Genomic DNA, 25,046 nt, shown 5'->3' with positions numbered 1-25,046 from the left:
GCGACTTTCGCGGCCGGTTTTTTTGTGTCTGGAAGAAAAGTGATGAGCACCAACAAGCGCAACTGGAAGCCTCAGACGGCACTCGTGCACAGCGGAACGCTGCGTTCCGGTTTCGGCGAAACGTCGGAAGCGATTTATCTCACCCAGGGCTACGTCTACGAAACGGCGCAGGCCGCCGAAGCCCGTTTCAAGGGCGAGGAGCCGGGCTTCATCTATTCGCGCTACGCCAATCCGACCGTCGACATGTTCGAAAAGCGCATGTGCGCGCTGGAAGGTGCGGAGGACGCCCGCGCCACCGCCTCCGGTATGGCGGCGGTGACGGCAGCGCTTCTGTGCAGCGCCAAGGCCGGCGACCATATCGTGGCGGCGCGCGCCCTGTTCGGCTCCTGCCGCTGGGTGGTCGAGACGCTGGCGCCGAAATACGGCATCGAGGCGACGCTGGTCGACGGCACCGACATCGCCAACTGGGAAAGGGCGGTCAAGCCGAACACCAAGCTGTTCTTCCTGGAAAGCCCGACCAATCCGACGCTGGAAGTGGTCGATATCGCCGCTGTCGCTTCGCTTGCCAATTCGATCGGCGCAAGGCTGATCGTCGACAATGTCTTCGCCACGCCTTTGCAGCAGAAGCCCTTGCAGCTCGGCGCCCATATCGTCGTCTATTCGGCGACCAAGCACATAGACGGCCAGGGGCGCTGTCTCGGCGGCGTGATCCTGTCGGACAAGAAGTGGATCGACGAGAACCTGCACGACTATTTCCGCCATACCGGCCCAAGCCTTTCGCCGTTCAACGCCTGGACGCTGCTGAAAGGCCTGGAAACGCTGCCGCTGCGTGTGCGCCAGCAGACGGAAAGTGCCGGCCGGATCGCGGATTTCCTGGCCGAGCGGCCGGAAATCGCCCGCGTCATCTATCCCGGCCGCGCCGACCATCCGCAGGCTGACATCGTCAAGAAGCAGATGTCGGGCGGCTCGACGCTGATCTGCCTCGACGTCAAGGGCGGCAAGCAGGCGGCCTTTGCCTTGCAGAACGCGCTCGACATCGTCTTGATCTCCAACAATCTCGGTGACGCCAAGAGCCTGATCACCCACCCGGCGACGACGACGCACAAGAATCTCAGCGACGAGGCGCGCGCCGAGCTCGGCATCGGGCCGGGCACGCTCAGGCTTTCGGTCGGCCTGGAAGACACCGACGATCTGCTTGAGGATATCGAACAGGCGCTGAGGGCCAAATAGCGGTGAGCAGCATCAGAGGATTACAGGCCGACCGCCTTGCGCAGCACTTCGTTCATGCGGGTCTGCCAGCCATCGCCATCGGCCCTGAAACGGTCCAGAACATCGGCGTCGAGGCGTAGCTGTACGGCACGTTTGGGCCGAGTTAGCGGCGGTCTGCCAACCTTGCGGCGCGAAACGGCATCGGTTGGCTGTGCATCCGGATCGGCTTCGGCCGCGGCAGTGATCGCGGCATCTTCTTCGTCGGTCATCGCGGCAAGCGCCTTGCTGGCTAACGCCAAAGCGTCAGCACGTGACTGTTTCGGCGGAGCAGCCTCGCGGCGTACGATCGTCTTAGAGGTTTTCGACATAGTCCGTAATTTCCTGCCTAGTGGCCTTGCGTAGTGAAATAACGCGGATGGCGTGGTGTCGCTCGACATAAACCATCACATAGACGCCAACTCCGATCAGACTGATGGCAACGAGGCGGTCCTCGCCAAAGTCCTCGCTGTCGTCGAGTCTGATAATGGCGTTGGCGAAGTCGAAGGATGGTGCGATCGCAAAATCCACGCCATGCTTGGCCCTGTTCCTCTTGGCCTTGTTTTCATCCCACTCGAACTGCATCGCCGCCGGTGCATTTCCATAAATTATGTATACACAAAAATAGAGCTTAACGCAACATTTCCGTATATACGATAATTATTCCAGGCGTCAAACCTAGCTGACGCTTTCAGGCGCCGGACGGCGTCTCTTCCAGCTCGGCCGTCTTGGTGCCGATGGTCATCGCATTGCCGCGCCAGTCGACGGCGCCGCCGAGCCAGCCGCGCGCCCACATCGCCGGCAAGATCAGGTCTCGCACCATGATCGCGGCGACCATGCGTGGCGACAGGTACCAGCCCTTGGACCAGGCCAGGGCGCACTCCGGAAGGTAGAAGGCCACCAGTACGGCAATGGCGGTTGCCCAGAGGCTGAAACCGGCACTGGCCGCGGCAATCAGCGCAAGCACCAGCGGCACCAAGGCGCCGGTCAGGATTTCGGGTGCGAAGAACAGCGGGAAAGTGACGCGGCGCAGGCGCGCCCAACGGGCCTGACGCGACCAGATCTCGTCAAACGAGCGCCGGCCAAGCGGCTGCTCGAAGGGCGCAGCGACGAGATTGACGCGCAGGCCGAGACTGTTCACCAGCTTGGTCGCGGCGGCGTCCTCGGCGATCTCGGCGGCCAGCGCGCGGATGCCGCCATTGGCGTCGAGCATCGGCTTGTTCCAGAGCATGCTCTTGCCCTGGGCAAAGCCAAGGCCGAGCGCCTCGCCGGCATATTGCCAGCGCGCCTGCAGCGTGTTGAGGAAAGCGCATTCGACCTCGGCCCAGAAGCCGGCCGGCCGCGAGCCAATCGGCGTCGAGCAGACAAGGCCGGTGCCGGGCCGCCAGGCAGCCATCAGGTGCTGGACGTAGTCTCTCGGCATCAGCACGTTGGAATCGGCCAGGACGACCCAGTCGTGTCGCGCCGCTTCCCAGCCCTTGACGCAATTGTTGAGTTTCGGATTGGCGCTGATGCGGTCGTCGCCGACAAGCAGCCGGGCCGGCACTTTCGGAAACAGGACGATCATCCTGTTTATCAATTTGACCACCGGATCGTCGGCATGGGCAACGCAGAAAATCAACTCGTAGCGCGGCCAGTCGAGCGAGAAGGCGCGTTCGAGCGTCTCCTGCGTGAACGGCTCGACGCCGCGCGACGGCACGACGATCGACACCGGCCGTGGCTTGCCGGCCGGCGCGGCAATGGCGCGGCGCCGTTTCAGACGCGAAGCGGCGAGCACGATGCTGGCGAGATTTGAGAGGATGAGGGCAGTTGAAAGCGTGGCGGCTATGAGAGTGAGTTCCATCGAGATCCGGTCACTCCAGGAAAACCGGTCCGTCAGAACAATCTGGCTGGCATGACGACCGATTCAACAATTCGACAGAGCGCCCGAGTCGTGCGGCACTGGTCGGCGCACACCATCATTGTCATGTGTCACTTAAATGACATTCTTTGCCGCCACCTGCGGTTCCGTCCGCAATGACAGGACGCGCACCGTTGACCAGCCCGCGTGGAGCGCCGAAAGTTCGACCTAGAGCCTGTTCCATCCCGATTGAACCGGGATGGGGCTCTATCTCTGTTTCTTGGAGCATGATCTTTTCTGAAAACCGGTTCCCACTTTTCAGGATCATGCTCTAGATTGTTTTGGAGCCGCTTATGTACAGCGCCGTCACGCGCAACATCGAAGTGCAGGTCAGGCCGTTCTATCTGGAGGACCGCTCGGATCCGTCCGAGAACCGCTATGTCTGGGGCTATCAGATAACGATCGACAATCAGTCGGACGACTTCGTGCAGCTGTTGTCGCGCTATTGGCACATCACCGACGGCACCGGCCGGGTCGAAGAGGTACGCGGTCCCGGCGTCGTCGGCGACCAGCCCGAACTCAATCCCGGCGACAGCTACCAGTACACGTCCGGTTGCCCGCTCTCGACACCATCCGGCATCATGGTCGGGCACTACACGATGCGCAACAAGCGGGGCGAGACGTTCGACATCGCCATTCCGGCGTTTTCGCTGGACCTGCCGGGGACGCGGCGGACGGTGAATTGATTTCGCCTCACCGGCCGCTCCGCGGCCAGTGAGGCGTGGTTTTTTCTCTACTGGGCCGCAAATTCCGCCGGATCGAAGTCATATTGCTTCGAGCAGAATTCGCAGGCGACGTGGATGCCGCCGTCCTCTGTACTGTCCTTGATCTCCTGCGCGGAAAAACCCTCGAGGATGCCGCGGATCTTGTCCCTGGAGCACGAGCACTGGTCGGCGACCGGAACGCCGCCGAAGACGCGCACGCCATGTTCGTGGAACAGCCTGTAGAGCAGCCGCTCGGCGCCGATCGTCGGGTCGATCAGTTCGGTCGGCTCGATCGTACCGAGCAGCGCCAGCAACTCCTGCCAGGAATTGTCGACCGGGTCGTGGACCTCCTCGCGCGGGTCGCCATCGCCACCCGGCAGGTCCGGGACGCGCATGCGCTCGGGCGACTGCGGCAGGAACTGCGCCAGGATACCACCGGCGCGCCACTGCTCGCGGGCACCGCCAGGACCGGGCGTCAAAAGCTTGGCCACCGACAGCCTGAGATCCGTCGGGATCTGCTCCGACTGACGAAAATAGGTGCGCGCAGCATCCTCCAGCGTCTCGCCGTCGAGCTGGACGATGCCCTGATAGCGCTGCGTGTGAGCGCCCTGGTCGATGGTCAGCGCCAGCACGCCGCTGCCGAGCAGCGTCTGCTGGGAGGTTTCGCCGGCCGCGACCAGCGCTTCCAGCCGGTCGGCATCGAAACGCGCATAGGCGCGCAATGCCGAGGGCGTGGAAAAATCCGTGACCAGCATGTCGACAGGCCCGTCGGTGCGGGTCTGCAGGATGAATTTGCCCTCGAACTTCAGCGAAGTGCCGAGCAGCACGGTCAGCACACAGGCCTCCGCCAGCAGGCGGGCGACCGGCTCGGGATAATCGTGGCGGCCGAGGATGGCGTCCAGCATCGGCCCGAGTTGGACCGTGCGGCCTCGCACATCGAGAGGGCCGACCTCGAACGGCACGACGTGATCGTCGCCGGCATAGCCGAATTCGCCGAGTTTGGGGTGATGTTCAGTCACTTGATAGGTTTCCAACATGACAAAGCTCCGGGGCGCGGCCATGCCGCCCTCCGGGGCGCATGCGTCGAAACGCGCTGTTTTTGCGTGATGGCCCGCAGATAGGCATCACACCTCCGGAGATCAAGCGCCGAGGCACCAGGCGAGCACGGCCTTCTGGGCATGGAGCCGGTTCTCGGCCTCGTCGAAGACCACCGAATGCGGCCCGTCGATGACCTCGTCGGTCACCTCCTCGCCACGATGCGCCGGCAGGCAGTGCATGAACAGCGCGTCCGGTTTGGCCCTGGCCATCAGCTTGGCGTTGACCTGGTAGGGCGAGAACACATTGTGGCCGCGGGCGCGATGCTCCTGGCCCATCGACACCCAGCAATCGGTGACGATGCAGTCGGCCTGATCGACGGCTTCCTCGGGCGAGCGGGTGAAGTGCAGCTTGCCGCCATGCGCCTGCGACCAGTCGATATGCTTCTGCGCCGGCTCACTGCCCTCGGGCACGGCGACGTTGAGGTTGAAGCGGAACCGGGCCGACGCCTCAAGCAAGGAATGCAGCACATTGTTGCCGTCGCCGGTCCAGGCGATGGTCTTTCCGGCGACCGGACCGCGATGCTCCTCGAAGGTCATGATGTCGGCCATCAGCTGGCAGGGATGGGTGTCGTCGGTCAGCCCGTTGATCACCGGCACGGTGGCGTTCTCGGTCAATTCCAGCAGCCGCTCATGCGAGGTGGTGCGGATCATGATCGCATCGACATAGCGCGACAGCACCTTGGCGGTGTCGGCGATGGTCTCGGAACGGCCGAGCTGCATCTCGGTGCCGGTCAGCATGATGGTCTCGCCGCCGAGCTGCCGCATGCCGACGTCGAAGGAGACGCGCGTGCGCGTCGACGGCTTGTCGAAGATCATTGCCAGCACCTTGCCTTCGAGCGGTTTGGTGCGCTCGCCGGCCTTGAGGCGCGCCTTTCGCACCACCGCATCGTCCAGCATCAAGCGCAGATCGCCTTCGGAAACGGCGGAAAGATCGGTGAAATGGCGAACTGACATCAGGAATGTTTCCGGATTACTTCGCGGCGGCGGAGGCGATCGCCTCCGACAGGCCCTTGGCGCCGGCGCGGATGCGGTTGAGCGCGTCATGGATCTCGGCGTCGGTGACGGTGAGCGGCGGCAACAGGCGTATGACGTTGTCGCCGGCCGGAACCGCCAGCAGGTGCTGGTCGCGCAAGGCCATGTTCACCTTGGCGTTGGGCATGGCGCATTTGAGCCCGAGCATCAGCCCGGCACCCCTGATGTCCTCGATGATGTCAGGAAACTCGTCGGCGACCGACGCCAGCCCCTGCTTCATCAGCAGCGCCTTGCGCTGGACGTCTTCGAGGAAGCCGTCTTCCAGCACGACATCGAGCACGGCGTTGCCGACAGCCATGGCCAGCGGGTTGCCGCCGAACGTGGTGCCATGCACGCCAGCGGTCATGCCGACGGCCGCTTCATCCGTGGCAAGGCAGGCACCCATCGGGAAGCCGCCGCCAATGCCCTTGGCGATCGCCATGATGTCTGGCGTTACACCTGACCATTCATGCGCAAACAGCTTGCCGGTGCGGCCGATGCCGCACTGGACCTCGTCGTAGATCAACAGCAGGCCGTGCTGCTCGCACAATTGCCTGAGCCGCTTCAGCGACTGCGTCGGCACCGGGCGGATACCGCCCTCGCCCTGCACCGGCTCGATCAGGATCGCGGCCGTCTCCGGCGTGATCGCCTTTTCGGCGGCGTCGATGTCGTCGAAGCCGACCTGATCGAAACCTTCGACCTTGGGGCCGAAGCCCTCGAGATATTTGTACTGGCCGCCGGCCGCGATGGTCGCCAGCGTGCGGCCATGGAAGGCCCCTTCGAAGGTGATGACGCGGAAGCGCTCGGGATGTCCGTTGACGAAATGGTAGCGCCGTGCCGTCTTGATCGCGCATTCCAGCGCCTCGGCGCCGGAATTGGTGAAGAACACCTTGTCGGCGAAGGTGGCGTCGGCCAGCCGCTCGCCGAGCCGGTTCTGCCCGGGGATCTCGTAGAGGTTGGAGACATGCCACAGCTTGGCGGCCTGCTCGGTGAGTGCGGCGACCAGATGCGGATGACTGTGGCCCAGCGAATTGACGGCGATGCCGCCGGCAAAGTCGAGATATCGCTCGCCCTTGTCGGTAATCAGCCATGTGCCTTCCCCGTGGTCGAAGGTCAGGGGTGCGCGAGCAAAGGTCTCGTAAAGCGCCGAACCGCTCATTATATGCGTCTCCGGTACCGGAAAATCAAAAAAGCCGCCAAAGCGGCGGCTTGTGCGGCTTATCCTGTTTTTCGGCCATGAAGTCAACGAAAACGTCGCGTAGTGGCGCGCGGCAAGCCCCCCTGACGGGACGCCGGCTCATAAGCGACCGGGCAAGTTGGGGAAAACCGAAAAATCCGATTCGTGTTGCACTTGGGACTCTTGTCACCGAGTCAGCGCATAGAGTAGTTGTAGTCGAGAAATAACTAGATTTCGTGCGGCGGACCTAATCACCAGATATATGTGGTGTCTGCCCCGGCAAATGTTGCCGGGTCGGGAGAAGGATTCCGATTGCCGCACGCTTAGAGGAGCGCGGTCTCATGAACTGGACTGACGAGCGGGTAGAACTCTTGAGAAAACTGTGGTCGGAGGGTCTGAGCGCAAGCCAGATTGCTGCGCAGCTTGGAGGGGTCAGCCGCAATGCGGTCATCGGGAAGGTGCATCGGCTGAAACTGTCGGGCCGCGGTCGCTCGACCGCCACGCCGGCACGCCAGAAGAAGGCGGCACAAGGATCAACCGTCCAGAAATCGGTATCACGTGCAGCAACCACGGCACGCCATGTCACGACATCGATCGGCGCGACGGCCTTGCAGACACAGTTCGACGCCGAACCGGTGGCGCGCCATTACATCCGCCCAGTCGAAAATGTCGTGCTGCCGATCTCGCGGCATCTGCAGCTGGTCGAGCTGACCGAGCGAACCTGCAAATGGCCGAACGGCGACCCGCTTTCAGAGGACTTCCATTTCTGCGGCAACGATGCCGCCGAAACCGGACCGTACTGCAAGTACCACGCCCGCGTGGCATTCCAGCCGGCATCGGAGCGGCGGCGGAGCAGATAAAGGAGTAGGGGAGTAGGGGAATAGGGCAGTAAGGGAGTATGTTGGGAGCTGCGCCCACAAAGGCGCTATTTTTACCTACTCCCGTACTGCCCTACTCCCTTATTCCCTCTCTTCTCACAGCCACCCGTTCTTCCTGAACCGCCAGTAGAGAAACGTGCAGATCAGCACGATAGCGCCCAGCACCACCGGATAGCCATATTCCATCTTCAGTTCCGGCATGTCGCTGAAGTTCATGCCGTAGATGCCGGCGAGCGCCGTCGGCACCGCCAGGATTGCGGCCCAGGAGGCGAGCTTCTTGGTGTTCGCGGTTTCCTGACTCTGGCCGACCAGCAAGCTCGCCTCGAAAGCGAACGCCAGCACCTCGCGCAGGCTGTCGATCTTCTCCTGGACGGTGCGGATGTGATCGGTGACGTCGCGGAACAGCGGATGCATGGCGGTGTGTATCTGCGGCAGCTCGGCGCTGGTCAGCCGTCGGCAGACTTCGACCAGCGGAAGCGCGGCATTGCGCAGGCGCAGGAGATCGCGGCGCAGCATATAGAGCCGTTCGATGTCGGGAGCGGTCATCGGCTTCAGCAGAACCTTGTCCTCGATCGCCTCGACCTCGTCCTCGATCTGCTCGAGCACCGGCATGTAATTGTCGACGATGAAATCGAGAATGGCGTAAAGGACGAAATCCTCACCCTTGGCCAGCGAGTGCGGGCAGCTTTCCCAGTGCTGACGAACGGCGGCATAGGACGTCGAGGGACCGTGCCTGACGCTGACGATGTAGCCTGAGCCAACAAACAAATGGGTCTCGCCGAAGGTGACCCGGCCGTCGATCAGCTGCGCGGTGCGAGCGACGATGAACAAGGCGTCGCCATATTGCTCGATCTTCGGCCGCTGGTGCGGGTGCTCGGCATCCTCGATCGCCAGCTCATGCAGGTGAAACTGCGCCTGGACGCGCAGCAACAGGTTACGGTCGGGCTCCAACAGGCCGATCCAGACGACATGACCGGATTTCTTTGCCCATTCGCCGGCTTCCTCGATGGGAATGTCGGCGATGCGGCGCCCGGCCGTGTAGACGCCGCAAGCGATAATGCCGGATATCGGTCCAGTCGCCGGGGTCAGGTTCCGAACATTTTCCATCACGACCTCCCGGAGCAAATCCACGGACGAGGATAGAGCAAAGCCCGGAAAGCTTAGCGTAAATCGGATGACGGTTCGAGAGGCGCGTTCACTTCACCGGCTGCGTCTCGGAAAGGCTGATTTTGTCGGTCTTGTCGCCCTTGGGCCGCTCAGCCGGCAACTGATCGCCGGTGACGATGTAGTAGATGGTCTCGGCTATGTTGGTGGCGTGATCACCGATACGCTCGATGTTCTTGGCGCAAAACAGCAGATGCGTGCAGGGCGTGATGTTGCGCGGATCTTCCATCATGTAGGTCAGCAATTCGCGAAACAGCGATGTGTACATGGCGTCGATCTGGTCGTCACGATCGCGCACGAAGCCGATTTTCTCCACCGAGCGAGACGCGTAGACGTCGAGCACTTCCTTGAGCTGGGTCAACGCCAGGTTGGACAAAGCCTCGAGGCCGCGGAACAGGCTGGTCGGCTGGCGTCCGTCGGTGACGGCGACCACCCGCTTGGCAACGTTCTTGGCGAGATCGCCAACCCGTTCGAGGTCGGCGGAGATGCGAATGGTCCCGACGATCTCGCGCAAATCCCCCGCCATCGGCTGACGCTTGGCAATGATGATGATCGCCTTGTCGTCGATTTCGCGCTGGCCCTCGTCCAGTACGGTATCGTCGCGGATGACCTTCTGGGCAAGGCCTGGGTCGGCATTGACGAGAGCAGTGACCGCCTGTTCGACCATGCGCTCGGCATGGCCGCCCATCGCGGCGATGCGCTTCGATAGATATTTCAACTCCTCGTCATAGGCGCTGACGATGTGCACGGACTGCATGGCAAAATGCCTTCCCACGGGGTGTTTTGATTTTGAGTCGTTTCCTCGAATCCCCGCTGATACGCTAGCCGGATGACAGAAAAAAGAAACAGTCCCCTTGAATTAGGGCGATATCAGTGCGTCGGCAAATGAACCGAGAATGCCGCGCCGTTGCCGACTTCGGACTTGATCGAAAGCCGGGCGTTGTGGCGCGTCAGTATATGCTTGACGATCGACAGGCCGAGGCCGGTGCCTTTCTGGGTCCGGCTGGTCTCGACGTCGACGCGGTAGAAGCGCTCGGTAATGCGCGGAATGTGCTCCTCGGGAATGCCGGGGCCAAAGTCCCTGATCGTCACGTCGATGCCCGGCTCTGATCCGGCATCGCCATGCGTTATGGATACAACCACGCGCCCACCAGACTGCCCGTATTTGCAGGCGTTTTCCAGGAGGTTCTCGAAAACCTGGAAAAGCTCATCGCGATCGCCAGGCACATGAAGCGGCCCATCGACGTAGTGCCGCTCGATGGCAACGGCGTTTTCGCTGGCCAGCGGTCCGAGCGAGTCGATGACGCTGTCGACGGTCTGGCGCAGGTTCACCTCGGTTCCCGGCTTCAGATAGGGTTTCATCTCGAGCCGCGACAGCGACAACAAATCGTCGATCAGACGCGCCATGCGACCGGTCTGGCTCTGCATGATCTGCAGAAACTGGTCGCGCGCCGCCGCGTCGTTGCGGGCTGGTCCGCGCAGCGTTTCGATAAAGCCGGCGATGGAGGCGAGCGGCGTGCGCAGTTCATGGCTGGCATTGGCGATGAAGTCGGCGCGCATGCGGTCGATCCTGCGTGCTTCGCTCTGGTCCTTGAACACCAGCACATAGAGATCGGTGGCGTGACCGACCGAGGACACGCTCACCCGGTAGGCCCGTTCGACCGGCAGCTTCTCCACGTAGTCGACGACATCGGAGGCGACATCGCCCGATAGCACGCCATCCAGCAGGGTCTGCATCTCCGGCGCCCGGAATTTCAGCGACAGCGACATGCCTGGCGCAATGCCACCGAAAGCGGCGAAGGCGGCGGCGTTGGCATGCACGATGGTGGCAGCCCGGTCGAAGATGATCAGCGGATCGGCGACGGCGGCGGCCAGATATTCACCCGAGAGCCGCTGCAGGCCGATGGCCTCGATGGCAGCGCCGCTGCCGGTGGATTGGCGCGCGCCGGCGGTCGGCAGTATTGCCGCTGCAAGCAGCAACAGCAGCGCCGCGGGGACGACATGGGCTGAAATCCCGGCCAAGGCATAAACAGCGAGAACCGCAACAATACCGGCCGCAAGCAGCCAGCGGCTATTCCACAGCCGTGCGGCCATGGTTTGCGTGACGCCTCTCTGCTCTGTGTCCAGGTCAGCCATTCGCTCGTGACCTGCCCCCCAATGTCTTCGCATCCGGTCGCACGGTGGCGGAAAACTTCCACCAGATCGCTTGCCGCATGACCCCGAAAATCGGGAATCGATTTTCGGAAAGGATCATGCGCAAATTAAAAGTGCTACAGCGTCCTTTGCGCATCCAAACGGACGCGCGGCGCTGTAGTGGCTCCCCATAGCATGAGTCCGGAAGCTGGAAAGGGTTCGTCTCGATGAAAAAAGCCAAGGAAAGTCCCGCCGCGCCAACTTCGGGGCCGCTGAAGATCAGGATCGGCGGCAAGGAGAGGGAATTCGACATCGAAAATCCCGTGCTTCCCGACTGGGTCGAGGACAACAAGCTGACCGCCGGCGGCTATCCCTACGACAAGAAGATGAAAAGCGACGAGTATGACGAGATGCTCGAGAAGCTGCAGATCGAGCTGGTCAAGGCGCAGGCCTGGCTGCAGTCGACCGGCAAACGGGTGATGGCGCTGTTCGAGGGTCGCGATGCTGCAGGCAAGGGCGGCACGATCTTCGTGGTGCGCCAATACCTCAATCCGCGCACGGCACGCAACGTGGCGCTAACCAAGCCGACCCCGACCGAGCTTGGTCAATGGTACTACCAGCGCTATGTCGACCACTTCCCGACTTCAGGCGAATTCGTCACCTTCGACCGCTCCTGGTACAACCGCGCCGGTGTCGAGCCGGTGATGGGTTTCTGCACGCCGCAGCAGCACGAGCAGTTTCTCGACGAGACGCCGCATTTCGAACGGATGATCTCCAACGAGGGCATCCACTTTTTCAAATTCTGGCTGAACATCGGCCGGGAAACGCAACTCGAGCGCTTCCATGACCGTCGCTACAGCCCGCTGAAGAGCTGGAAGTTTTCGCCCATCGACGTTGCAGGCATCACCAAGTGGGACGACTACACCAAGGTGCGCGACACAATGTTCGAGCGCACCCACAAGGAATTCGCGCCGTGGATCATCGTACGGGCCAATGACAAGCGGCGCGCGCGGCTGGCGATCATGCGGCGGATCCTGTCGTCTCTGCCCTATGAGGGGCGCGATCTCGAAATCATCGGCAAGGAAGACAAGAAGATCATCGGCGAAGGGCCGTCATTCCTCGGTAAGCAGGATTGAGGCTTCCGCGCCGCGCGGCCTTGGCCGCGCGGCGCGTTGCTTTCGCTCAGGCCGCGAGCCGGGCGATGCGCTGCAATCGCCGCAGCGTGGTGTCGTCCTGCAGCGCCTGCTGGAAAAGCGAAATCTCCTGATCGATGCGGTCGCAGAGGGCCTCGGTGTTCCCCTTCAGCAGGCCGCGCGTCTGCAGCAAGGCGGCGACCGGCTTCTTGACGAGTTGTCTTGCCCGGCCGAGGGCCGCCTCCTCGACGGTGCCTCCCGGCACGATCTCCGCGACAAGGCCGAGCGCCCTGGCATCTTCGGCACGAAGCGTGTCGCCGAGGCAGAAGAAGCGGAAGGCACCGGCATAGCCGAGCTTCTGCGGCGCCAGGATGCTGGTCGCCGCATCCGGCACCAGACCGAAATCGACGAACGGCACCCTGAACGTGCTCTCATCGGACGCGATCACCATGTCGCAATGGAACAGGATGGTGCAGCCGACACCGACGGCATCGCCATCGACGCAGGCAAGGATGGGCTTGGGAAACGTCGCCAGCGTGCGGAACAGGTCGGTGACGGCGGCAATCAGTTTCTGGTGCTTGGTGGCGTCGAGGAATTCGGAGAAGTCGCCGCCCAGGCAGAAACAGCCTGCCAGGCCGCGCAGCACGACGACGCGAACCTCCTCATTGTCGGCGGCTTCATGGAAGGTCCTTGCCAGGCTTTCATAGGCTCTCCTGTCCAGCACCGGCCGGCCGTCACTCGACGACACGGTGACCACCAGCGTGTGGTTGCGAAGTTCAGGTTGCGGGTGTGTGCTCATGACTGTCTCCGATCTCATGACGCACGCCTTTGCCCGAGCATGTCAGGATATCCCCTGGCCAGCACGGGAGCAAAATGATTGCGGCGCGACCGCACCACATCGAGGGTGTGTTCGTTGAAGGTCAGCAAGGTGGCGACGACCTGCTGGTTGCCATAGGTGCGCTGATAGCCCAGCGGGGTCGCCAGGAAATGCAGTTGCAAGGCGCGCAGCACCCACATCGGCTCGAACTCGATGATCACCTTGTCGACGCCGCGCTTCAGCCCCCACTCGACGAAACCGGCAATCAGTTCGGTGCCGACGGTCGAAACGCCGCGACGGCCGTCACGAAAACCGGGAGCCACCGCGTAGCGGGTCAATTCCCAGATGTTTGGACCCGATGGCGGCGTTCCTTCGGAAAGATCGGTCAAGACCTCGGTCAGCAGATGTGGCCGCGTCGTCGGCAACATCCTCTGATAACCCGCCACTTCACCGCCCCTGATGACGATCTGATGGACCGCCTCGTCGTGATCGAACTGGTCGAGTTCGAGCCCGTCGGGGCGCCTGAGGTCATCCCACCCCATCTCTTCGACGAATATCTTGTAGCGCAACCGATGGACGGCCTCCCAAAGGTCGGGACGTTCCATCAATTCCTGGGTTGTAAGGGAAAAAAGCATTCCGCCGTCTCCTGCGTTCAGAGGAAGATACGGCCGTGCTTTGATGAGAAAATTGCGTGATCGCGTAGGCAAAAATTCCAGGTCGGCACGGCCGACCTAACTAATGTAGCCGCGCCGTATCGCTTCCGCGACGGCCTGCACCCTGTTGACGGCACCTAGTTTGCTTTTGGCGTTAAGAAGATGTTTCTCCGAGGTGTGTTCGGAAATGCCGAGGATTTGCGAAATCTCCCATTCGGACTTGCCGACGGCGGCCCATTGCAGGCATTCGCGCTCGCGCGGCGTCAGCACGATATGATCGATGGTGCTGTTCGCCATGGTGTGGAGTTGCATGGCGCGGCCAACCGCGTAGGTCGAGACCAGCGACACCTGACCGAATTCGGCGACGGACAATTCCACGGCCTCGCCGCCGAGCGACACCATGACGATCTGGCCGTCGAGCGTGATCAACGGAAAGGCCAATCCATCACGCAGTTTGAAGGCGCCGGCATCGCCCATCACTTCGCCGCTGCTCTTGTCGATCCGGATGCCCTGCGACGCCTCGTGCCATTGGAAGGGTGCCTGCAACTGTTTCATATGGCTGACGACTGGGTCATGATCGACATAGTTGCGCGCGACATAGCGTTCCAGCCACTCTCCCGGCCAATCGCAGAGAAGCACATGCTGCTTTTGCTGGCCGGCCGGCGTGCCTGGCTGCGGTACGGTTCCAGCCATCAGCGCGGTGAGGCCGAAATCCGATGTTATGCCCAGCAGCCTTTCACAGACCGCCGCCGCCGTTGCGGCGTGCTGCAGTTGGTCTATGTATTCCAGCGTGCGATCGAACTGACCCATCGCAACATCAACCCCATGTTGCCTCGTGCATTGCGGCCAATGATGCGTGCCTGATTTACACTTCGCCACCGACCACGGATTGCAAATCGCATACTTATTTTGTGGCTCCCTCTCACCGAGGCGACCGAAGCTGATTTGCAAACCGGCTAAATCATATCCTGAAATCGGCGTGTTGAAATCAAAAACCATTGTGCCTGTACCATTTTCGTACCAAAACCGGTGCGAGCACGACTGTGGCGGAGTTTTATCTTGGCGTTCCGGTGGAGATCCTTCGCCTTTGCGATGCTGATCGGATTGCTGTCGTTCGCCGACGGCGCCCGCGCCGCGGCGCCTCAGGTTCCGATGCTGTGGGATGCCAAGGAGCGGCTGCCCAAACCAGACCTTTCGACGCTGCCCCGGCTGAGATTCCTGACCACCACGGACTTCCCGCCCTTCAACTTCCTCGACGGTGCGGGAAAGCTGTCCGGCTTCCATATCGATCTGGCACGCGCCATCTGCGCCGAGCTTGGCATCGTCGAAAAATGCCAGATCCAAGCCCTGCCCTGGGCCGAGCTGGAAGGCGCACTGCGGAAAGACGAAGGCGAGGCGATCATCGCCGGCATCGCCGCAACACCGGAATCACGCGCGACCTACGCCTTCTCGCGCTCCTATCTGCAGTTTCCGGCGCGCTTCATCATGCCGAAGAGCAAGGCACTGACCGAGCCCGTCTTTGACAAATTGCACGGCAAGCGTGTCGGCGTGATATCAGGCTCGGCGCATGAGCGCATGCTGCGCGACTATTTCAGCACGGTTCAGGTCATCCCTTTCGACAGGCCGGAAGACCTCTATGCCGATCTCAAGGCCGGCAAGGTCGACGCCGCCTTCGGCGACGGCATGCGCCTGGCTTTCTGGCTGGGCGGCTCGGACGCGGCGGGCTGCTGCCGCTTTGCCGGCGGGCCCTATCTGGCGCCCGAATATCTGGGCACTGGCATGGCCATCGCCACCAAAGCGGACAATCCGGCGCTGGCCGCCGCGATCGATTACGCGCTGCAGGAAATTTCGATGAAAGGCACGTTTGCCGAATTTTATCTGCGCTACTTTCCGGTCAGTTTTTTCTGATCCGGTTCCGTCAGCTTTGCCGGCCTGAGCTGAATCTCAACAGCGCCGGCCAAGGACTTTCAGGTCAGCGTGCGCAGCCGCGCCTTGGCCGCGCGGCCGATGGCAGCAACCGTCAGCGTGTCGAGGTCGAGCTGCCGCCGGATCAGCTGCAGCACCCGCACCTCTTCTATGCGCATTTCGAGGTCGACGGCGGCAACCTCGAAGGCGGCGGCATAGGCGGTGTCGCGCAGCCGCTCAGGCAAGATCTCCGAGACTTCAGCCAGCACGCCCTCCAGCCCATCCTTTTCGTGCAGACGCTTCTGGCAGTCCTGGGCGACGCCGACCAGCCTGTCGTGGTTGAAATCCTCGAACACCGGCCAGGAGCGGACGACCTCGCCGATCCGCGCCAGTTCGACATCGGTCATGTCGCGGTCGGAGGCCGAGGTGATGACCATCAGATAGATCAGGGCTTCATGAGGTGTCGGCAATTTTTTCTCCTTGAACCGGGCCTCGAAGTTAGGAACGCCCATTCTGCACCGCAAGGAAAAAGCGCCGCACGCGTTGACGCTCCGGCGCTGCACGCCTAGAGACCGGTTGAAAAACCCTTGCTGCGGCCCGCCTTCGGGCCGGCAAATGATTTGGAAAACTGTGACATGGCGGGATCAAACATCATCGATCTCAACCCGGAGCTGCTGGCGGCCGCGACCGAAAGCAAGGCGTGGCCGTTCGAGGAGGCCAAAAAGATCATCGAGCGCTACAAAGGCGCCGACTTCCCGCAAACAGTCCTGTTCGAGACCGGCTACGGACCGTCCGGCCTGCCCCATATCGGCACGTTCGGCGAGGTGGCGCGCACCTCGATGGTGCGCCATGCCTTCCGCGTCCTGACGCAGGACAAGGTCGCGACCAAGCTGCTGTGCTTTTCCGACGATATGGACGGCATGCGCAAGATACCCGACAGCGTGCCGGACCGCGCCGCACTCGAGCCGCATCTGCACAAGCCGCTGTCGTCGGTCCCCAACCCCTTCGGCGGCGACTATGCCAGCTTCGCCGACCACAACAACGCGATGCTTTGCCGCTTCCTCGACACGTTCGGCTTCGACTATGAGTTCGCCAGCGCGACGCAATACTACAAGGCCGGCCGTTTCGACGCGATGCTGCTGCGCGCCGCCCAACGCTATGAGCAGATCATGGCGGTGATGCTGCCGACGCTCGGGCTCGAGCGGCAGGCGACCTACAGCCCGTTCCTGCCGATCTCGCCGAAGAGCGGCCGGGTGCTTTACGTCCCGATGAAGCATGTCGACGCCGAGGCCGGCACCATCACCTTCGACGACGAGGGCACCGAGACCACGCTTTCGATCACCGGCGGCCGCGTGAAGCTGCAGTGGAAGCCGGATTTCGGCATGCGCTGGGCAGCGCTTGGCGTCGATTTCGAAATGTTCGGCAAGGACCACCAGACCAATGCGGTGGTCTACGACCGCATCTGCAACATTCTGGGCGGACGGGCGCCGGAGCATTTCGTCTACGAACTGTTCCTCGACGAGAACGGCCAGAAGATTTCGAAGTCGAAAGGCAACGGGCTGACCATCGACGAGTGGCTGACCTATGCGCCGACCGAAAGCCTCGGGCTCTACATGTACCAGCGGCCGCGGCAGGCCAAGAAGCTGTATTTCGACGTCATCCCGCGGGCCGTGGACGAATACTATACGTTCCTGGCCGCCTATCCCCGCCAGGACTGGAAGGAACGGCTGGGCAACCCGGTCTGGCACATGCATGACGGCAACCCGCCCGCGATCGACATGCCGGTGCCGTTCTCGCTGCTGCTCAATCTGGTCAGCGCCTCCAACGCGCAGAACAAGGATGTGCTGTGGGGGTTCATTTCACGTCATACGCAAGGCGTGACGCCAAAGACGCATCCCGAGCTCGACCGGCTGGTCGGCCATGCGATCCGCTATTTCGACGATTTCGTGAAGCCGACGAAAACCTTCCGGCCCGCCGACGAGGTCGAGCGCGAGGCGCTGGCAGCCCTCGACGAAGCGCTTGGCGCGCTGCCGGTGGACGCCAGCGGCGAAGCGATCCAGAACGCCTCGCTCAATGTCGCACGCAGGATCGAGCGCTATCAGGATCATTCCAAGCAGAGCCCGGAAGGCGGCCCCGGCGTATCGGGCGCCTTCTTCCAGATGATCTACCAGGTGCTGATCGGCCAGGAGCGCGGCCCGCGCTTCGGCTCGTTCGCAGCGCTCTACGGCGTTGCCGAGACACGTGCGCTCATTGAGCGGGCGCTGGCTGGTCAGCTGGCTTGAGCACGCCATCGACCTCTTCGAGGATCGAACCCGGCGCCTGAGGCGCCGGGCCGGGCGGGGCCGGCATCGCCGGCATCCCGGACAAATCGGGCGCCGATCCGAAAATGCCCTTTTTCGCCGTGCGCGCCCTGTCGCCGGCCTCGATATAGGGGCCGCCCTTGGCGGCGCGCGCCCAGCCATTTTCGACCAGCCACTGACCGACATCCTGCTTGCCGATCCGGCACTCGGCTGCGATCAGGTCGCGGCCACCTTCCGGCGGCACCGTGCAGACCACCGCGCGGCCGCGCAGGAAGGCGCGGAACGCCGTCCGCGCCCGGACGCCGCACGGCCAGGGCTTGCCGTCCTCGCTGCAGGTCTCGTCCTGCCTGACGATATCGATGCCGGAAACCGCGACCGAGTAACCCTTTGCCTCGATCAGGCCGGCGGCCGGCGCAACCGGCTGGAACAGCTTTGTGCCGTTCCAATCGTCAGGCATTTTCGGCTTGGGCGGCACAGCCAGCGCGAGCTTGCTCAACGGCTCGCGCGGCTCGACCCGTTCAAGCCCGTCGGCGGGCAGTTCCGGCGGCGCGACGATTTCGGGATCGATTGCCCTTGAATGCGGCCCCGGCTTCGGCGGCTGTGGAGCTGCGATGGCTGAGGTGGCCGGCTCCTGCGGCACCGTCCCGGCAGCCTGCTGCGCCATCGTATCGGCGCCCGGATCAAGCTGGTCCACGGCAATGACGCTTTCACTTCCTTTCAACGTGCGACCGCCGGTGACGACCATGGCCGCCATCACAGGGACCATCAGAACCGCCAGCGCATGATGGAGAAGCCGCACCAGCCTGACCTATTGGCTTGCCCAGACAATCCGCGCCACCCACTCGACATCGCGCATGGGAATATCGCGGTCGGGATGATCGGGATTGAGCGAGACCAGCGCAATCGACTTGACGCTCTGGCGCTCGAGCACCTTGGCCATCACCTCGCCTGATGTGGTCTTGACGACGACGCGATCGCCCTTGCGGGTGACGGCGCCCGGTTCGACGATGAGGACGTCGCCATTGCGGTAGAGCGGCAGCATGGAATCGCCCTGCACCTGCAGCGCGTAGGAGCTCTCGGTCGATTGCGCCGGCAGTTCGACCAGATCCCAACCCTGCCCGACTGGAAAGCCGGCATCGTCGAAGAAGCCGCCGGCGCCGGCTTGGGCAAAGCCGAGCAACGGCACGGAGCTTCTGCGGGCGACCGAAGCGGCATGGCTGGTCGAAGTACCATTGCTTATCCCGGGCCGGCCTTCGATCAGACCGGTGAATTCGTCGAGTGAGGCGCCCGTCGCCTCGATGATCTTGGCCAGTGATTCGGTCGAGGGCCAGCGCGGCCGGCCATCCGACGACAAACGCTTCGACTTGTTGAAGGCAGTGGAATCGAGCCCCGCACGCTTGGCCAAACCCGAGGCCGAAAGCGAATAGCGCTTGGCAAGAGCATCGATGGCAGCCCAGACTCGGTCGTGCGAGAGCATGCTCGCTCTCCTTCGGTGCAGGAAAAAATACCTTTCCCTTCTAGTCTTGGAATGTCGTTTTGTCCACCGGTCGTGGAGTGGTTGCAAACGTTCCCGTCGATCGCGGAAAGTCCGATTACCGGGATCGATCGACGCCCTTGGTCAAGCTGCGCAGACCCTGGTGCGATGTCATGAAAATCCGCTCCGTTTGCGTCGGTGGCCGCGGGTTCACGGCACGACCAAGTGCCGCAACGACCTCGTCAATCTCAAGAAAGTTGCGAGCCTTGCGATCGTAGACGCCGGCTGTCGTCAGGATCAACGCGGCCGTCTCGCCATTGTCGAGGACGAAGCGGTGCTTGCCGACAAGCTGGGTGCCTTCCCAGGTCTCGATCGAGGACACCACTTCGAAGCGGCGCCACAGCCTGATCTCGCGTGCATAGACCGCCTGCAGTCCGCCCATCATCGGCGCCCAGCCATTCTTCCTTGCCAGCGTGATGAGGCCTGCACGAACAAACAGGTCGATGCGGCCGAGATCGGCCAGCATCATGTAGCGCGCATTGTTGAGATGGATGTTGAAATCGATGTCGGTCGGCAGGCAGCGGAAAGCCAGCCGGCCTTCGCCGCCCATCACGTAGGGGCCACGGCTGCGTGCCGTGGCCATCATGCGCACCATGCGCGCCCAGACATACATTACAGCGCCCCGTGTCCTCTTGGACGCGCAAAGGTCGCTGCAAGACGCTTGATTTTGCCCATGCGTCAGGCTGCCTGCTTCACGTCGCCTTTCGCATAGGGATCGAAGCGCTGGTAGAAGGTCTCGCCCTTCTCGGCCATGTCGAGCAGCAGCTTGGGTGCCTTGAACTCGGCGCCGTATTTCTTCTGCAGGTTCTTGGCGATCTTGACGAACGCCTTGGCGCCGATGCCGTCGATGTAGGACAGCGCACCGCCGGTGTAGGGAGCGAAGCCGAAAGCGAGGATCGAGCCGACATCGGCCTCGCGCGGGTCGGTGACGATGCCTTCTTCCATCACCCGCGCCGCTTCCAGCGCGATGGTGACCAGCAGCCGCTGCTGCAGTTCCCAATAATCGACCTTCTCGGGTGCAAGCTGCGGATAGAGATCCTTAAGGCCCGGCCACAGCTTCTTCTTGGCGGGCTTTGCCGGGTAATCGTAAAAACCCTTGCCGTTCTTGCGGCCGAAGCGGCCGTGATCGTCGACCATGGTGTTGATCAGCGCCATCTGCTTGGGATCGACCGCCTTGTCGCCCAAATCCCTGATGGTCTGCTTCATGATCTTCTGGGCAAGGTCGATGGCCGTCTCGTCGGTCAGCGCCAGGGGACCGACCGGCATGCCGGCGGCCTTCGCGGCATTCTCGATCATCGGCGCGGGAACGCCTTCGATCAGCATCTTGTAGGCTTCCGACATGTAGCGCAGCACGCAGCGATTGACGTAGAAGCCGCGCGTGTCGTTGACGACGATCGGCGTCTTCTTGATGGCGCGAACGAAGTCGATCGCGGTGGCCAGCGCCTTGTCGCCGGTCTTCTTGCCCAAAATGATCTCGACCAGCATCATCTTGTCGACCGGCGAGAAGAAATGGATGCCGATGAAATTCTTCGGCCGCGCTGAATTCTTCGCCAGGCCGGTGATCGGGATGGTGGAGGTGTTCGACGCGAAGATCGCCGATGGCTTCAGCACGGCTTCCGCCTGTTCGGTGGCGCTCTTCTTCACGCTCGAATCCTCGAAAACCGCCTCGACCACCAGATCGCAGCCGGCAAGGTCGGCATAGTCCGCCGTCGGCGTGATCAGCGACAGCAGTTTGTCCTTGTCCTCCGGCTTGGCGCGGCCCTTCTTAACCTGATCCGAGATCAGGCCGTCGGAATGCGCCTTGCCCTTGGTAGCCGACTCCAGATCACGGTCGAGCAGCACCACCGGGATGCCGGCCTTGGCGGTGACATAGGCGATGCCTGCGCCCATGAAGCCGGCCCCGAGAATGCCGACCTTCTTGAACTTGGTTTCGGGCACGCCTGCCGGGCGGCGGGCGCCCTTGTTCAGTTCCTGCAGCGACACAAACAACGAGCGGATCATCGCCGCCGCTTCCTTGGTCTGCATGATCTCGGTGAAATAGCGCTGCTCGATGCGCAAGGCGGTGTCGAATGGCACCAGCAGGCCTTCATAGACGCATTTCAGGATCGCGGCGGCAGCCGGATAGTTGCCGTAGGTCTCGCGACGCAGGATGGCGATGGCCGGCGGCCACAGATTGAAGCCGGCGGGCGAATAGATCTGGCCGCCGGGCAGCTTGAAACCTTTCTCGTCCCACGGCGCCACCGGCTTCAGGCCGTTCCTGATCATCGCCTTGGCAGCGTCGACCAGTCTGACCGGCTCGGCGATCTCATGGATCAGGCCCATAGACTTGGCCTTCTGCGGCGACAGTGTCTGACCGGAGGTCAGCATCTGCAGCGCCTGCTGCTGATCGGTCAGCCGCGGCACGCGCTGGGTGCCGCCGGCGCCCGGGAAGATGCCGATCTTCACCTCCGGAAGCGCCATCTTCACCTTGTCGCTGTCGGCGGCGACACGGCCGTGGCAGGCGAGCGACAATTCGAAGGCACCGCCCATGCAGGTGCCGTTGATCGCCGACACCCACGGCTTTCCGCAAGTTTCCAGCTTGCGGAACAGGCCGGTCATCATGCCGGCATTGTCGAACAGCGCCTTGGTCGCCTTTTCGGCGTCCTTGCCCTTTTCCGCAGCGAAGGTCGTCAGCATCTTCTGCAGCAGGGTGATGTCTGCACCGCCGGAGAAGGTACCCTTGCCGGAAGTGATCACGGCGCCCTTGATGGCGGCATCACCAGCCACTTTGTCGACAATGGCGTTCAATTCCCGCATCGCCTCTTCGGTGAAAACGTTCATCGTGCGGCCAGGCATGTCCCAGGTGACCAGCGCAATGCCGTCGGCGTCGATGTCGAAGATGAAATTGGTGTAGCTCATCGTTTCTCTCCCCGTCAGACGCGTTCGATGATGGTTGCGGTTCCCATGCCAGCGCCGATGCACAGCGTCACCAGAGCGGTGTTGAGATCGCGGCGCTCGAGTTCGTCCAGCACCGTGCCGAAGATCATCGCGCCGGTGGCGCCGAGCGGATGACCCATAGCGATAGCACCGCCATTGACATTGATCTTGTCGTGATCGATGTCGAACGCCTGCATGTAGCGCAGCACCACCGAAGCGAAGGCTTCGTTGAGCTCGAACAGGTCGATGTCCGAGAGCTTCATCTTGGCGCGCTTCAACAGCTTCTCGGTGACGTCGACCGGGCCGGTCAGCATCAGCACCGGCTCGGAGCCGATATTGGCGAAGGTGCGGATGCGGGCGCGCGGCTTCAGCCCCATCGCCTTGCCCGCCTTCTTCGAACCGAGCAGCACGGCGGCGGCGCCGTCGACGATGCCGGACGAATTGCCGGCATGATGGACGTGATTGACCTCTTCCACCTCGGGATGCTTCTGCACGGCGACGGCATCGAAGCCGCCCATTTCGCCTGGCATGACGAAGGACGGGTTGAGCGAGGCCAGCGACTGCATGTCGGTGGACGGGCGCATATGTTCGTCATGGTCGAGGATAGTCAGGCCGTTCTGGTCCTTGATCGGGACGACGGAATTCTTGAAGCGGCCATCGGCCCAGGATTTGGCGGCGCGCTTCTGGCTCTCGACCGCATAGGCGTCGACGTCGTCTCTGCTGAAGCCGTATTTGGTGGCGATCAGGTCGGCCGAGATGCCTTGCGGCACGAACCAGCCGGGCAGGCCGACCGAAGGATCCATGAACCAGGCGCCGCCCGAGGCGCCCATGCCGACACGCGACATCGATTCGACGCCGCCGGCAATGACGATCTCATCGGCGCCCTGCGCGATCTTGGCGGCGCCGAAATTGATGGCGTCGAGCCCGGAAGCGCAGAAGCGTGAGATCTGCATGCCGGGCGCCTTGGTGTCGTAGCCGGCCTCGAAGGCGGCGGCGCGCGGAATGACCGAGCCGGCTTCGCCGACCGGATCGACGCAGCCGAAGATGATGTCATCGACATTGCCGGTGTCGAGCCCATTGCGGTCGCGCAGCGCCTCGAGCGTCTTGGCGGCAAGCCGCACCGCCGGCACCTCGTGCAGCGATCCGTCCTTCTTGCCCTTGCCGCGCGGTGTGCGCACAGCGTCATAGACATAAGCTTCAGCCATTTGCTTGCTCCTTGGGTTTGCCGGTCGTTGCCCTCAGAGAGAGCGGCCGATCAGCAATTTCATGATCTCATTGGTGCCGCCGTAGATGCGCTGGACGCGAGCGTCGCGGAACATGCGGGCGATCGGATATTCATTCATGTAGCCATAGCCGCCATGCAGTTGAAGGCATTCGTCGACGACTTTTCCCTGCAGGTCGCTGAGCCAGTACTTGGCCATCGACGCGGTCACAGGATCGAGGCCGCCGGCGATGTGGCGGGTGACGCAATCATTGTAGAAGACGCGGCCGATGGTGGCCTCGGTCTTGAGTTCGGCCAGCTTGAACTGGGTGTTCTGGAAATCGACGATCGCCTTGCCGAACGCCTTGCGCTCCTTGACGTAACGAATAGTCAGCGCCAGCGCCCGCTCGATCATCGCAATGGCGCCGGTGCCGATCTGCAGTCGCTCCTGCGGCAGTTGCTGCATCAACTGTACGAAGCCCTGCCCTTCCTCGTGGCCGAGCAGGTTGGAGGTCGGCACGCGCATGTCGTTGAAGAACAGCTCCGACGTGTCGTTGGCCTTGAGCCCGATCTTGTCGAGGTTACGGCCGCGCTGAAAACCTTCGACCTCGTCGGTCTCGACGACGATCAGTGAGGTGCCCTTGGCGCCCTTCTCCGGATCGGTCTTGGTGACGACGATGATGAAGTTCGCAAGCTGCCCATTGGTGATGAAGGTCTTGGAACCGTTGATCTTGTATTGATTGCCATCCTTCTGCGCCCGCGTCTTGACGCCCTGCAGGTCGGAGCCGGCGCCGGGCTCGGTCATGGCGATGGCGCCGATCAGCTCGCCGGTCGCCAGTTTCGGCAGCCATTTCTTCTTTTGCTCCTCGGAGCCGTAGTGGAGGATGTAGGGGGCGACGATCGAATTGTGCAGGCCGATGCCGAAACCGTCGACGCCGACATGGCCGATGGCCTCGATGATGGCGCTCTCATGCGCGAAGGTGCCGCCGGAGCCGCCATACTCCTCCGGCATAGAGGCGCAGAGCAGGCCGGCGGCACCGGCCTTCAGCCAGCTTTCGCGATCGACCGTCTCGTTCTTTTCGAACTCGTCGTAACGCGGCGCGATCTCCTCCGACATGAAGCGGTGCGCCATGTCGTAGAGCATGCCGACTTCGTCCGCCGCCCAAGCGGGCTTCGGAAGGCCAAGGATTTCAGCTGGGTTGGTCATGCTGGTATGATACTCCTCCCGAGATGCATCATCGAAACTGAAGTCGGCGCACTGCCGCAACGACCCCTCCC

The 25,046-nt window shown here is 62.6% G+C and carries 25 protein-coding genes; 6 read left to right on the top strand and 19 right to left on the bottom strand.

Features of this window, described 5'->3' with window-relative positions:
* Positions 1-42: 42 nt before the first annotated feature.
* Positions 43-1,230: an O-succinylhomoserine sulfhydrylase gene (locus NKH52_RS02230; protein ID WP_352731269.1), complete on the top strand. Its 1,188-nt coding sequence runs from the start codon at positions 43-45 to the stop codon at positions 1,228-1,230.
* A 20-nt stretch (positions 1,231-1,250) separates the two neighbouring features.
* Here NKH52_RS02230 and NKH52_RS02225 read toward each other — a convergent pair whose 3' ends face one another.
* The 3 genes from NKH52_RS02225 to NKH52_RS02215 all read right to left on the bottom strand — a co-directional run bounded on the left by NKH52_RS02225 (position 1,251) and on the right by NKH52_RS02215 (position 3,088).
* Positions 1,251-1,577 (bottom strand): BrnA antitoxin family protein, encoded by a 327-nt coding sequence (locus NKH52_RS02225; protein ID WP_352731271.1) that lies wholly within the window; start codon positions 1,575-1,577, stop codon positions 1,251-1,253.
* Positions 1,561-1,830, bottom strand: coding sequence for a BrnT family toxin (locus NKH52_RS02220; RefSeq protein WP_352731273.1), 270 nt, complete (start codon positions 1,828-1,830; stop codon positions 1,561-1,563). Before NKH52_RS02220 ends, NKH52_RS02225 begins: the two co-directional genes overlap by 17 nt.
* Before the next feature lie 106 nt (positions 1,831-1,936).
* On the bottom strand, positions 1,937-3,088 hold the full coding sequence (locus NKH52_RS02215; protein ID WP_352731275.1) for a ceramide glucosyltransferase: 1,152 nt from the start codon (positions 3,086-3,088) through the stop codon (positions 1,937-1,939).
* A 350-nt stretch (positions 3,089-3,438) separates the two neighbouring features.
* On the opposite strand from NKH52_RS02215, the gene apaG reads away from it, so the two are divergent.
* A complete protein-coding gene (apaG, locus tag NKH52_RS02210) occupies positions 3,439-3,831 on the top strand; it encodes a Co2+/Mg2+ efflux facilitator ApaG/CorD (protein ID WP_013533640.1) in 393 nt (130 codons plus the stop codon).
* A 47-nt stretch (positions 3,832-3,878) separates the two neighbouring features.
* Here apaG and NKH52_RS02205 read toward each other — a convergent pair whose 3' ends face one another.
* From NKH52_RS02205 to NKH52_RS02195, 3 genes are all read right to left on the bottom strand, one after another.
* Positions 3,879-4,910: an Hsp33 family molecular chaperone gene (locus NKH52_RS02205; RefSeq protein WP_352731278.1), complete on the bottom strand. Its 1,032-nt coding sequence runs from the start codon at positions 4,908-4,910 to the stop codon at positions 3,879-3,881.
* A gap of 78 nt (positions 4,911-4,988) precedes the next feature.
* Entirely contained in the window at positions 4,989-5,900 is a 912-nt protein-coding gene (gene argF / locus NKH52_RS02200) for an ornithine carbamoyltransferase (protein WP_031259776.1), read from the bottom strand.
* A 16-nt stretch (positions 5,901-5,916) separates the two neighbouring features.
* Positions 5,917-7,116 (bottom strand): aspartate aminotransferase family protein, encoded by a 1,200-nt coding sequence (locus tag NKH52_RS02195; RefSeq protein ID WP_352731280.1) that lies wholly within the window; start codon positions 7,114-7,116, stop codon positions 5,917-5,919.
* 359 nt (positions 7,117-7,475) lie between these two features.
* Between NKH52_RS02195 and NKH52_RS02190 the strand changes: the two genes are divergently transcribed.
* Positions 7,476-7,994 carry a GcrA family cell cycle regulator gene (locus tag NKH52_RS02190; protein WP_023811342.1) on the top strand — a complete coding sequence of 173 codons (519 nt, stop codon included), beginning with the start codon at positions 7,476-7,478 and terminating at the stop codon, positions 7,992-7,994.
* 114 nt (positions 7,995-8,108) lie between these two features.
* Here the strand turns inward: NKH52_RS02190 and NKH52_RS02185 are convergent, their stop codons facing one another.
* The 3 genes from NKH52_RS02185 to NKH52_RS02175 all read right to left on the bottom strand — a co-directional run bounded on the left by NKH52_RS02185 (position 8,109) and on the right by NKH52_RS02175 (position 11,312).
* The gene (locus NKH52_RS02185) at positions 8,109-9,119 is read right to left on the bottom strand and encodes a magnesium and cobalt transport protein CorA (RefSeq protein WP_128304365.1); all 1,011 of its coding nucleotides are present in this window, start codon (positions 9,117-9,119) and stop codon (positions 8,109-8,111) included.
* Positions 9,120-9,207: 88 nt separating this feature from the next.
* Positions 9,208-9,933 (bottom strand): phosphate signaling complex protein PhoU, encoded by a 726-nt coding sequence (phoU, locus tag NKH52_RS02180; protein WP_352731283.1) that lies wholly within the window; start codon positions 9,931-9,933, stop codon positions 9,208-9,210.
* Between the two features lie 113 nt (positions 9,934-10,046).
* A complete protein-coding gene (locus NKH52_RS02175; protein WP_352731285.1) occupies positions 10,047-11,312 on the bottom strand; it encodes an ATP-binding protein in 1,266 nt (421 codons plus the stop codon).
* Positions 11,313-11,536: 224 nt separating this feature from the next.
* Between NKH52_RS02175 and ppk2 the strand changes: the two genes are divergently transcribed.
* Positions 11,537-12,445 (top strand): polyphosphate kinase 2, encoded by a 909-nt coding sequence (gene ppk2 / locus NKH52_RS02170; RefSeq protein ID WP_352731287.1) that lies wholly within the window; start codon positions 11,537-11,539, stop codon positions 12,443-12,445.
* A gap of 46 nt (positions 12,446-12,491) precedes the next feature.
* On the opposite strand, the gene NKH52_RS02165 is transcribed toward ppk2, so the two are convergent.
* From NKH52_RS02165 to NKH52_RS02155, 3 genes are all read right to left on the bottom strand, one after another.
* Positions 12,492-13,241 (bottom strand): enoyl-CoA hydratase-related protein, encoded by a 750-nt coding sequence (locus NKH52_RS02165; protein ID WP_013533649.1) that lies wholly within the window; start codon positions 13,239-13,241, stop codon positions 12,492-12,494.
* A 14-nt stretch (positions 13,242-13,255) separates the two neighbouring features.
* Complete coding sequence (locus tag NKH52_RS02160; protein ID WP_013533650.1) at positions 13,256-13,894, bottom strand: acyl-homoserine-lactone synthase; 639 nt, start codon at positions 13,892-13,894, stop codon at positions 13,256-13,258.
* 96 nt (positions 13,895-13,990) lie between these two features.
* Entirely contained in the window at positions 13,991-14,911 is a 921-nt protein-coding gene (locus NKH52_RS02155) for a helix-turn-helix transcriptional regulator (RefSeq protein ID WP_352966511.1), read from the bottom strand.
* 60 nt (positions 14,912-14,971) lie between these two features.
* On the opposite strand from NKH52_RS02155, the gene NKH52_RS02150 reads away from it, so the two are divergent.
* Positions 14,972-15,820, top strand: coding sequence for an ABC transporter substrate-binding protein (locus NKH52_RS02150; protein WP_352728860.1), 849 nt, complete (start codon positions 14,972-14,974; stop codon positions 15,818-15,820).
* A 59-nt stretch (positions 15,821-15,879) separates the two neighbouring features.
* Here the strand turns inward: NKH52_RS02150 and NKH52_RS02145 are convergent, their stop codons facing one another.
* On the bottom strand, positions 15,880-16,329 hold the full coding sequence (locus NKH52_RS02145) for a tellurite resistance TerB family protein (RefSeq protein WP_352966510.1): 450 nt from the start codon (positions 16,327-16,329) through the stop codon (positions 15,880-15,882).
* Positions 16,330-16,452: 123 nt separating this feature from the next.
* Here NKH52_RS02145 and NKH52_RS02140 point away from each other — a divergent pair, with 123 nt between their 5' ends.
* A complete protein-coding gene (locus tag NKH52_RS02140) occupies positions 16,453-18,099 on the top strand; it encodes a lysine--tRNA ligase (protein ID WP_352728863.1) in 1,647 nt (548 codons plus the stop codon).
* Here the strand turns inward: NKH52_RS02140 and NKH52_RS02135 are convergent.
* From NKH52_RS02135 to NKH52_RS02110, 6 genes are all read right to left on the bottom strand, one after another.
* A complete protein-coding gene (locus NKH52_RS02135; RefSeq protein WP_502908003.1) occupies positions 18,065-18,883 on the bottom strand; it encodes a thermonuclease family protein in 819 nt (272 codons plus the stop codon). The two genes, NKH52_RS02140 and NKH52_RS02135, sit on opposite strands and share 35 nt — an antisense overlap.
* 42 nt (positions 18,884-18,925) lie before the next feature.
* A complete protein-coding gene (locus NKH52_RS02130) occupies positions 18,926-19,594 on the bottom strand; it encodes a S24 family peptidase (protein WP_352728866.1) in 669 nt (222 codons plus the stop codon).
* Positions 19,595-19,709: 115 nt separating this feature from the next.
* A complete protein-coding gene (locus tag NKH52_RS02125; RefSeq protein WP_352728868.1) occupies positions 19,710-20,264 on the bottom strand; it encodes a thioesterase family protein in 555 nt (184 codons plus the stop codon).
* Positions 20,265-20,329: 65 nt separating this feature from the next.
* On the bottom strand, positions 20,330-22,549 hold the full coding sequence (locus NKH52_RS02120; protein ID WP_352728870.1) for a 3-hydroxyacyl-CoA dehydrogenase NAD-binding domain-containing protein: 2,220 nt from the start codon (positions 22,547-22,549) through the stop codon (positions 20,330-20,332).
* Positions 22,550-22,563: 14 nt separating this feature from the next.
* Positions 22,564-23,772: an acetyl-CoA C-acetyltransferase gene (locus NKH52_RS02115; protein ID WP_127295300.1), complete on the bottom strand. Its 1,209-nt coding sequence runs from the start codon at positions 23,770-23,772 to the stop codon at positions 22,564-22,566.
* Between the two features lie 33 nt (positions 23,773-23,805).
* Positions 23,806-24,975: an acyl-CoA dehydrogenase family protein gene (locus NKH52_RS02110; protein WP_352728872.1), complete on the bottom strand. Its 1,170-nt coding sequence runs from the start codon at positions 24,973-24,975 to the stop codon at positions 23,806-23,808.
* Between the last annotated feature and the right edge of the window lie 71 nt (positions 24,976-25,046).

It is taken from the genome of Mesorhizobium sp. M1066 (assembly GCF_040318635.1).
Classification (GTDB): domain Bacteria; phylum Pseudomonadota; class Alphaproteobacteria; order Rhizobiales; family Rhizobiaceae; genus Mesorhizobium.
Note: the sequence above shows the minus strand (reverse complement) of the source record. Positions and strands in the feature narration are given on the sequence as shown.

Coding starts and splice junctions, on each gene's coding strand:
- NKH52_RS02225 (WP_352731271.1), bottom strand. CDS start 1,577: ATGTCGAAAACCTCTAAGACGATCGTACGCCGCGAGGCTGCTCCGCCG.
- ppk2 (WP_352731287.1), top strand. CDS start 11,537: ATGAAAAAAGCCAAGGAAAGTCCCGCCGCGCCAACTTCGGGGCCGCTG.
- NKH52_RS02215 (WP_352731275.1), bottom strand. CDS start 3,088: ATGGAACTCACTCTCATAGCCGCCACGCTTTCAACTGCCCTCATCCTC.
- NKH52_RS02120 (WP_352728870.1), bottom strand. CDS start 22,549: ATGAGCTACACCAATTTCATCTTCGACATCGACGCCGACGGCATTGCG.
- NKH52_RS02115 (WP_127295300.1), bottom strand. CDS start 23,772: ATGGCTGAAGCTTATGTCTATGACGCTGTGCGCACACCGCGCGGCAAG.
- NKH52_RS02185 (WP_128304365.1), bottom strand. CDS start 9,119: ATGGAAAATGTTCGGAACCTGACCCCGGCGACTGGACCGATATCCGGC.
- argF (WP_031259776.1), bottom strand. CDS start 5,900: ATGTCAGTTCGCCATTTCACCGATCTTTCCGCCGTTTCCGAAGGCGAT.
- NKH52_RS02205 (WP_352731278.1), bottom strand. CDS start 4,910: ATGGCCGCGCCCCGGAGCTTTGTCATGTTGGAAACCTATCAAGTGACT.
- NKH52_RS02160 (WP_013533650.1), bottom strand. CDS start 13,894: ATGCTTTTTTCCCTTACAACCCAGGAATTGATGGAACGTCCCGACCTT.
- NKH52_RS02125 (WP_352728868.1), bottom strand. CDS start 20,264: ATGTATGTCTGGGCGCGCATGGTGCGCATGATGGCCACGGCACGCAGC.
- NKH52_RS02220 (WP_352731273.1), bottom strand. CDS start 1,830: ATGCAGTTCGAGTGGGATGAAAACAAGGCCAAGAGGAACAGGGCCAAG.
- NKH52_RS02190 (WP_023811342.1), top strand. CDS start 7,476: ATGAACTGGACTGACGAGCGGGTAGAACTCTTGAGAAAACTGTGGTCG.
- NKH52_RS02230 (WP_352731269.1), top strand. CDS start 43: ATGAGCACCAACAAGCGCAACTGGAAGCCTCAGACGGCACTCGTGCAC.
- apaG (WP_013533640.1), top strand. CDS start 3,439: ATGTACAGCGCCGTCACGCGCAACATCGAAGTGCAGGTCAGGCCGTTC.
- phoU (WP_352731283.1), bottom strand. CDS start 9,933: ATGCAGTCCGTGCACATCGTCAGCGCCTATGACGAGGAGTTGAAATAT.
- NKH52_RS02140 (WP_352728863.1), top strand. CDS start 16,453: ATGGCGGGATCAAACATCATCGATCTCAACCCGGAGCTGCTGGCGGCC.
- NKH52_RS02165 (WP_013533649.1), bottom strand. CDS start 13,241: ATGAGCACACACCCGCAACCTGAACTTCGCAACCACACGCTGGTGGTC.
- NKH52_RS02155 (WP_352966511.1), bottom strand. CDS start 14,911: ATGGTTTTTGATTTCAACACGCCGATTTCAGGATATGATTTAGCCGGT.
- NKH52_RS02195 (WP_352731280.1), bottom strand. CDS start 7,116: ATGAGCGGTTCGGCGCTTTACGAGACCTTTGCTCGCGCACCCCTGACC.
- NKH52_RS02110 (WP_352728872.1), bottom strand. CDS start 24,975: ATGACCAACCCAGCTGAAATCCTTGGCCTTCCGAAGCCCGCTTGGGCG.
- NKH52_RS02130 (WP_352728866.1), bottom strand. CDS start 19,594: ATGCTCTCGCACGACCGAGTCTGGGCTGCCATCGATGCTCTTGCCAAG.
- NKH52_RS02145 (WP_352966510.1), bottom strand. CDS start 16,329: ATGGGCGTTCCTAACTTCGAGGCCCGGTTCAAGGAGAAAAAATTGCCG.
- NKH52_RS02175 (WP_352731285.1), bottom strand. CDS start 11,312: ATGGCTGACCTGGACACAGAGCAGAGAGGCGTCACGCAAACCATGGCC.
- NKH52_RS02135 (WP_502908003.1), bottom strand. CDS start 18,883: ATGGTCCCTGTGATGGCGGCCATGGTCGTCACCGGCGGTCGCACGTTG.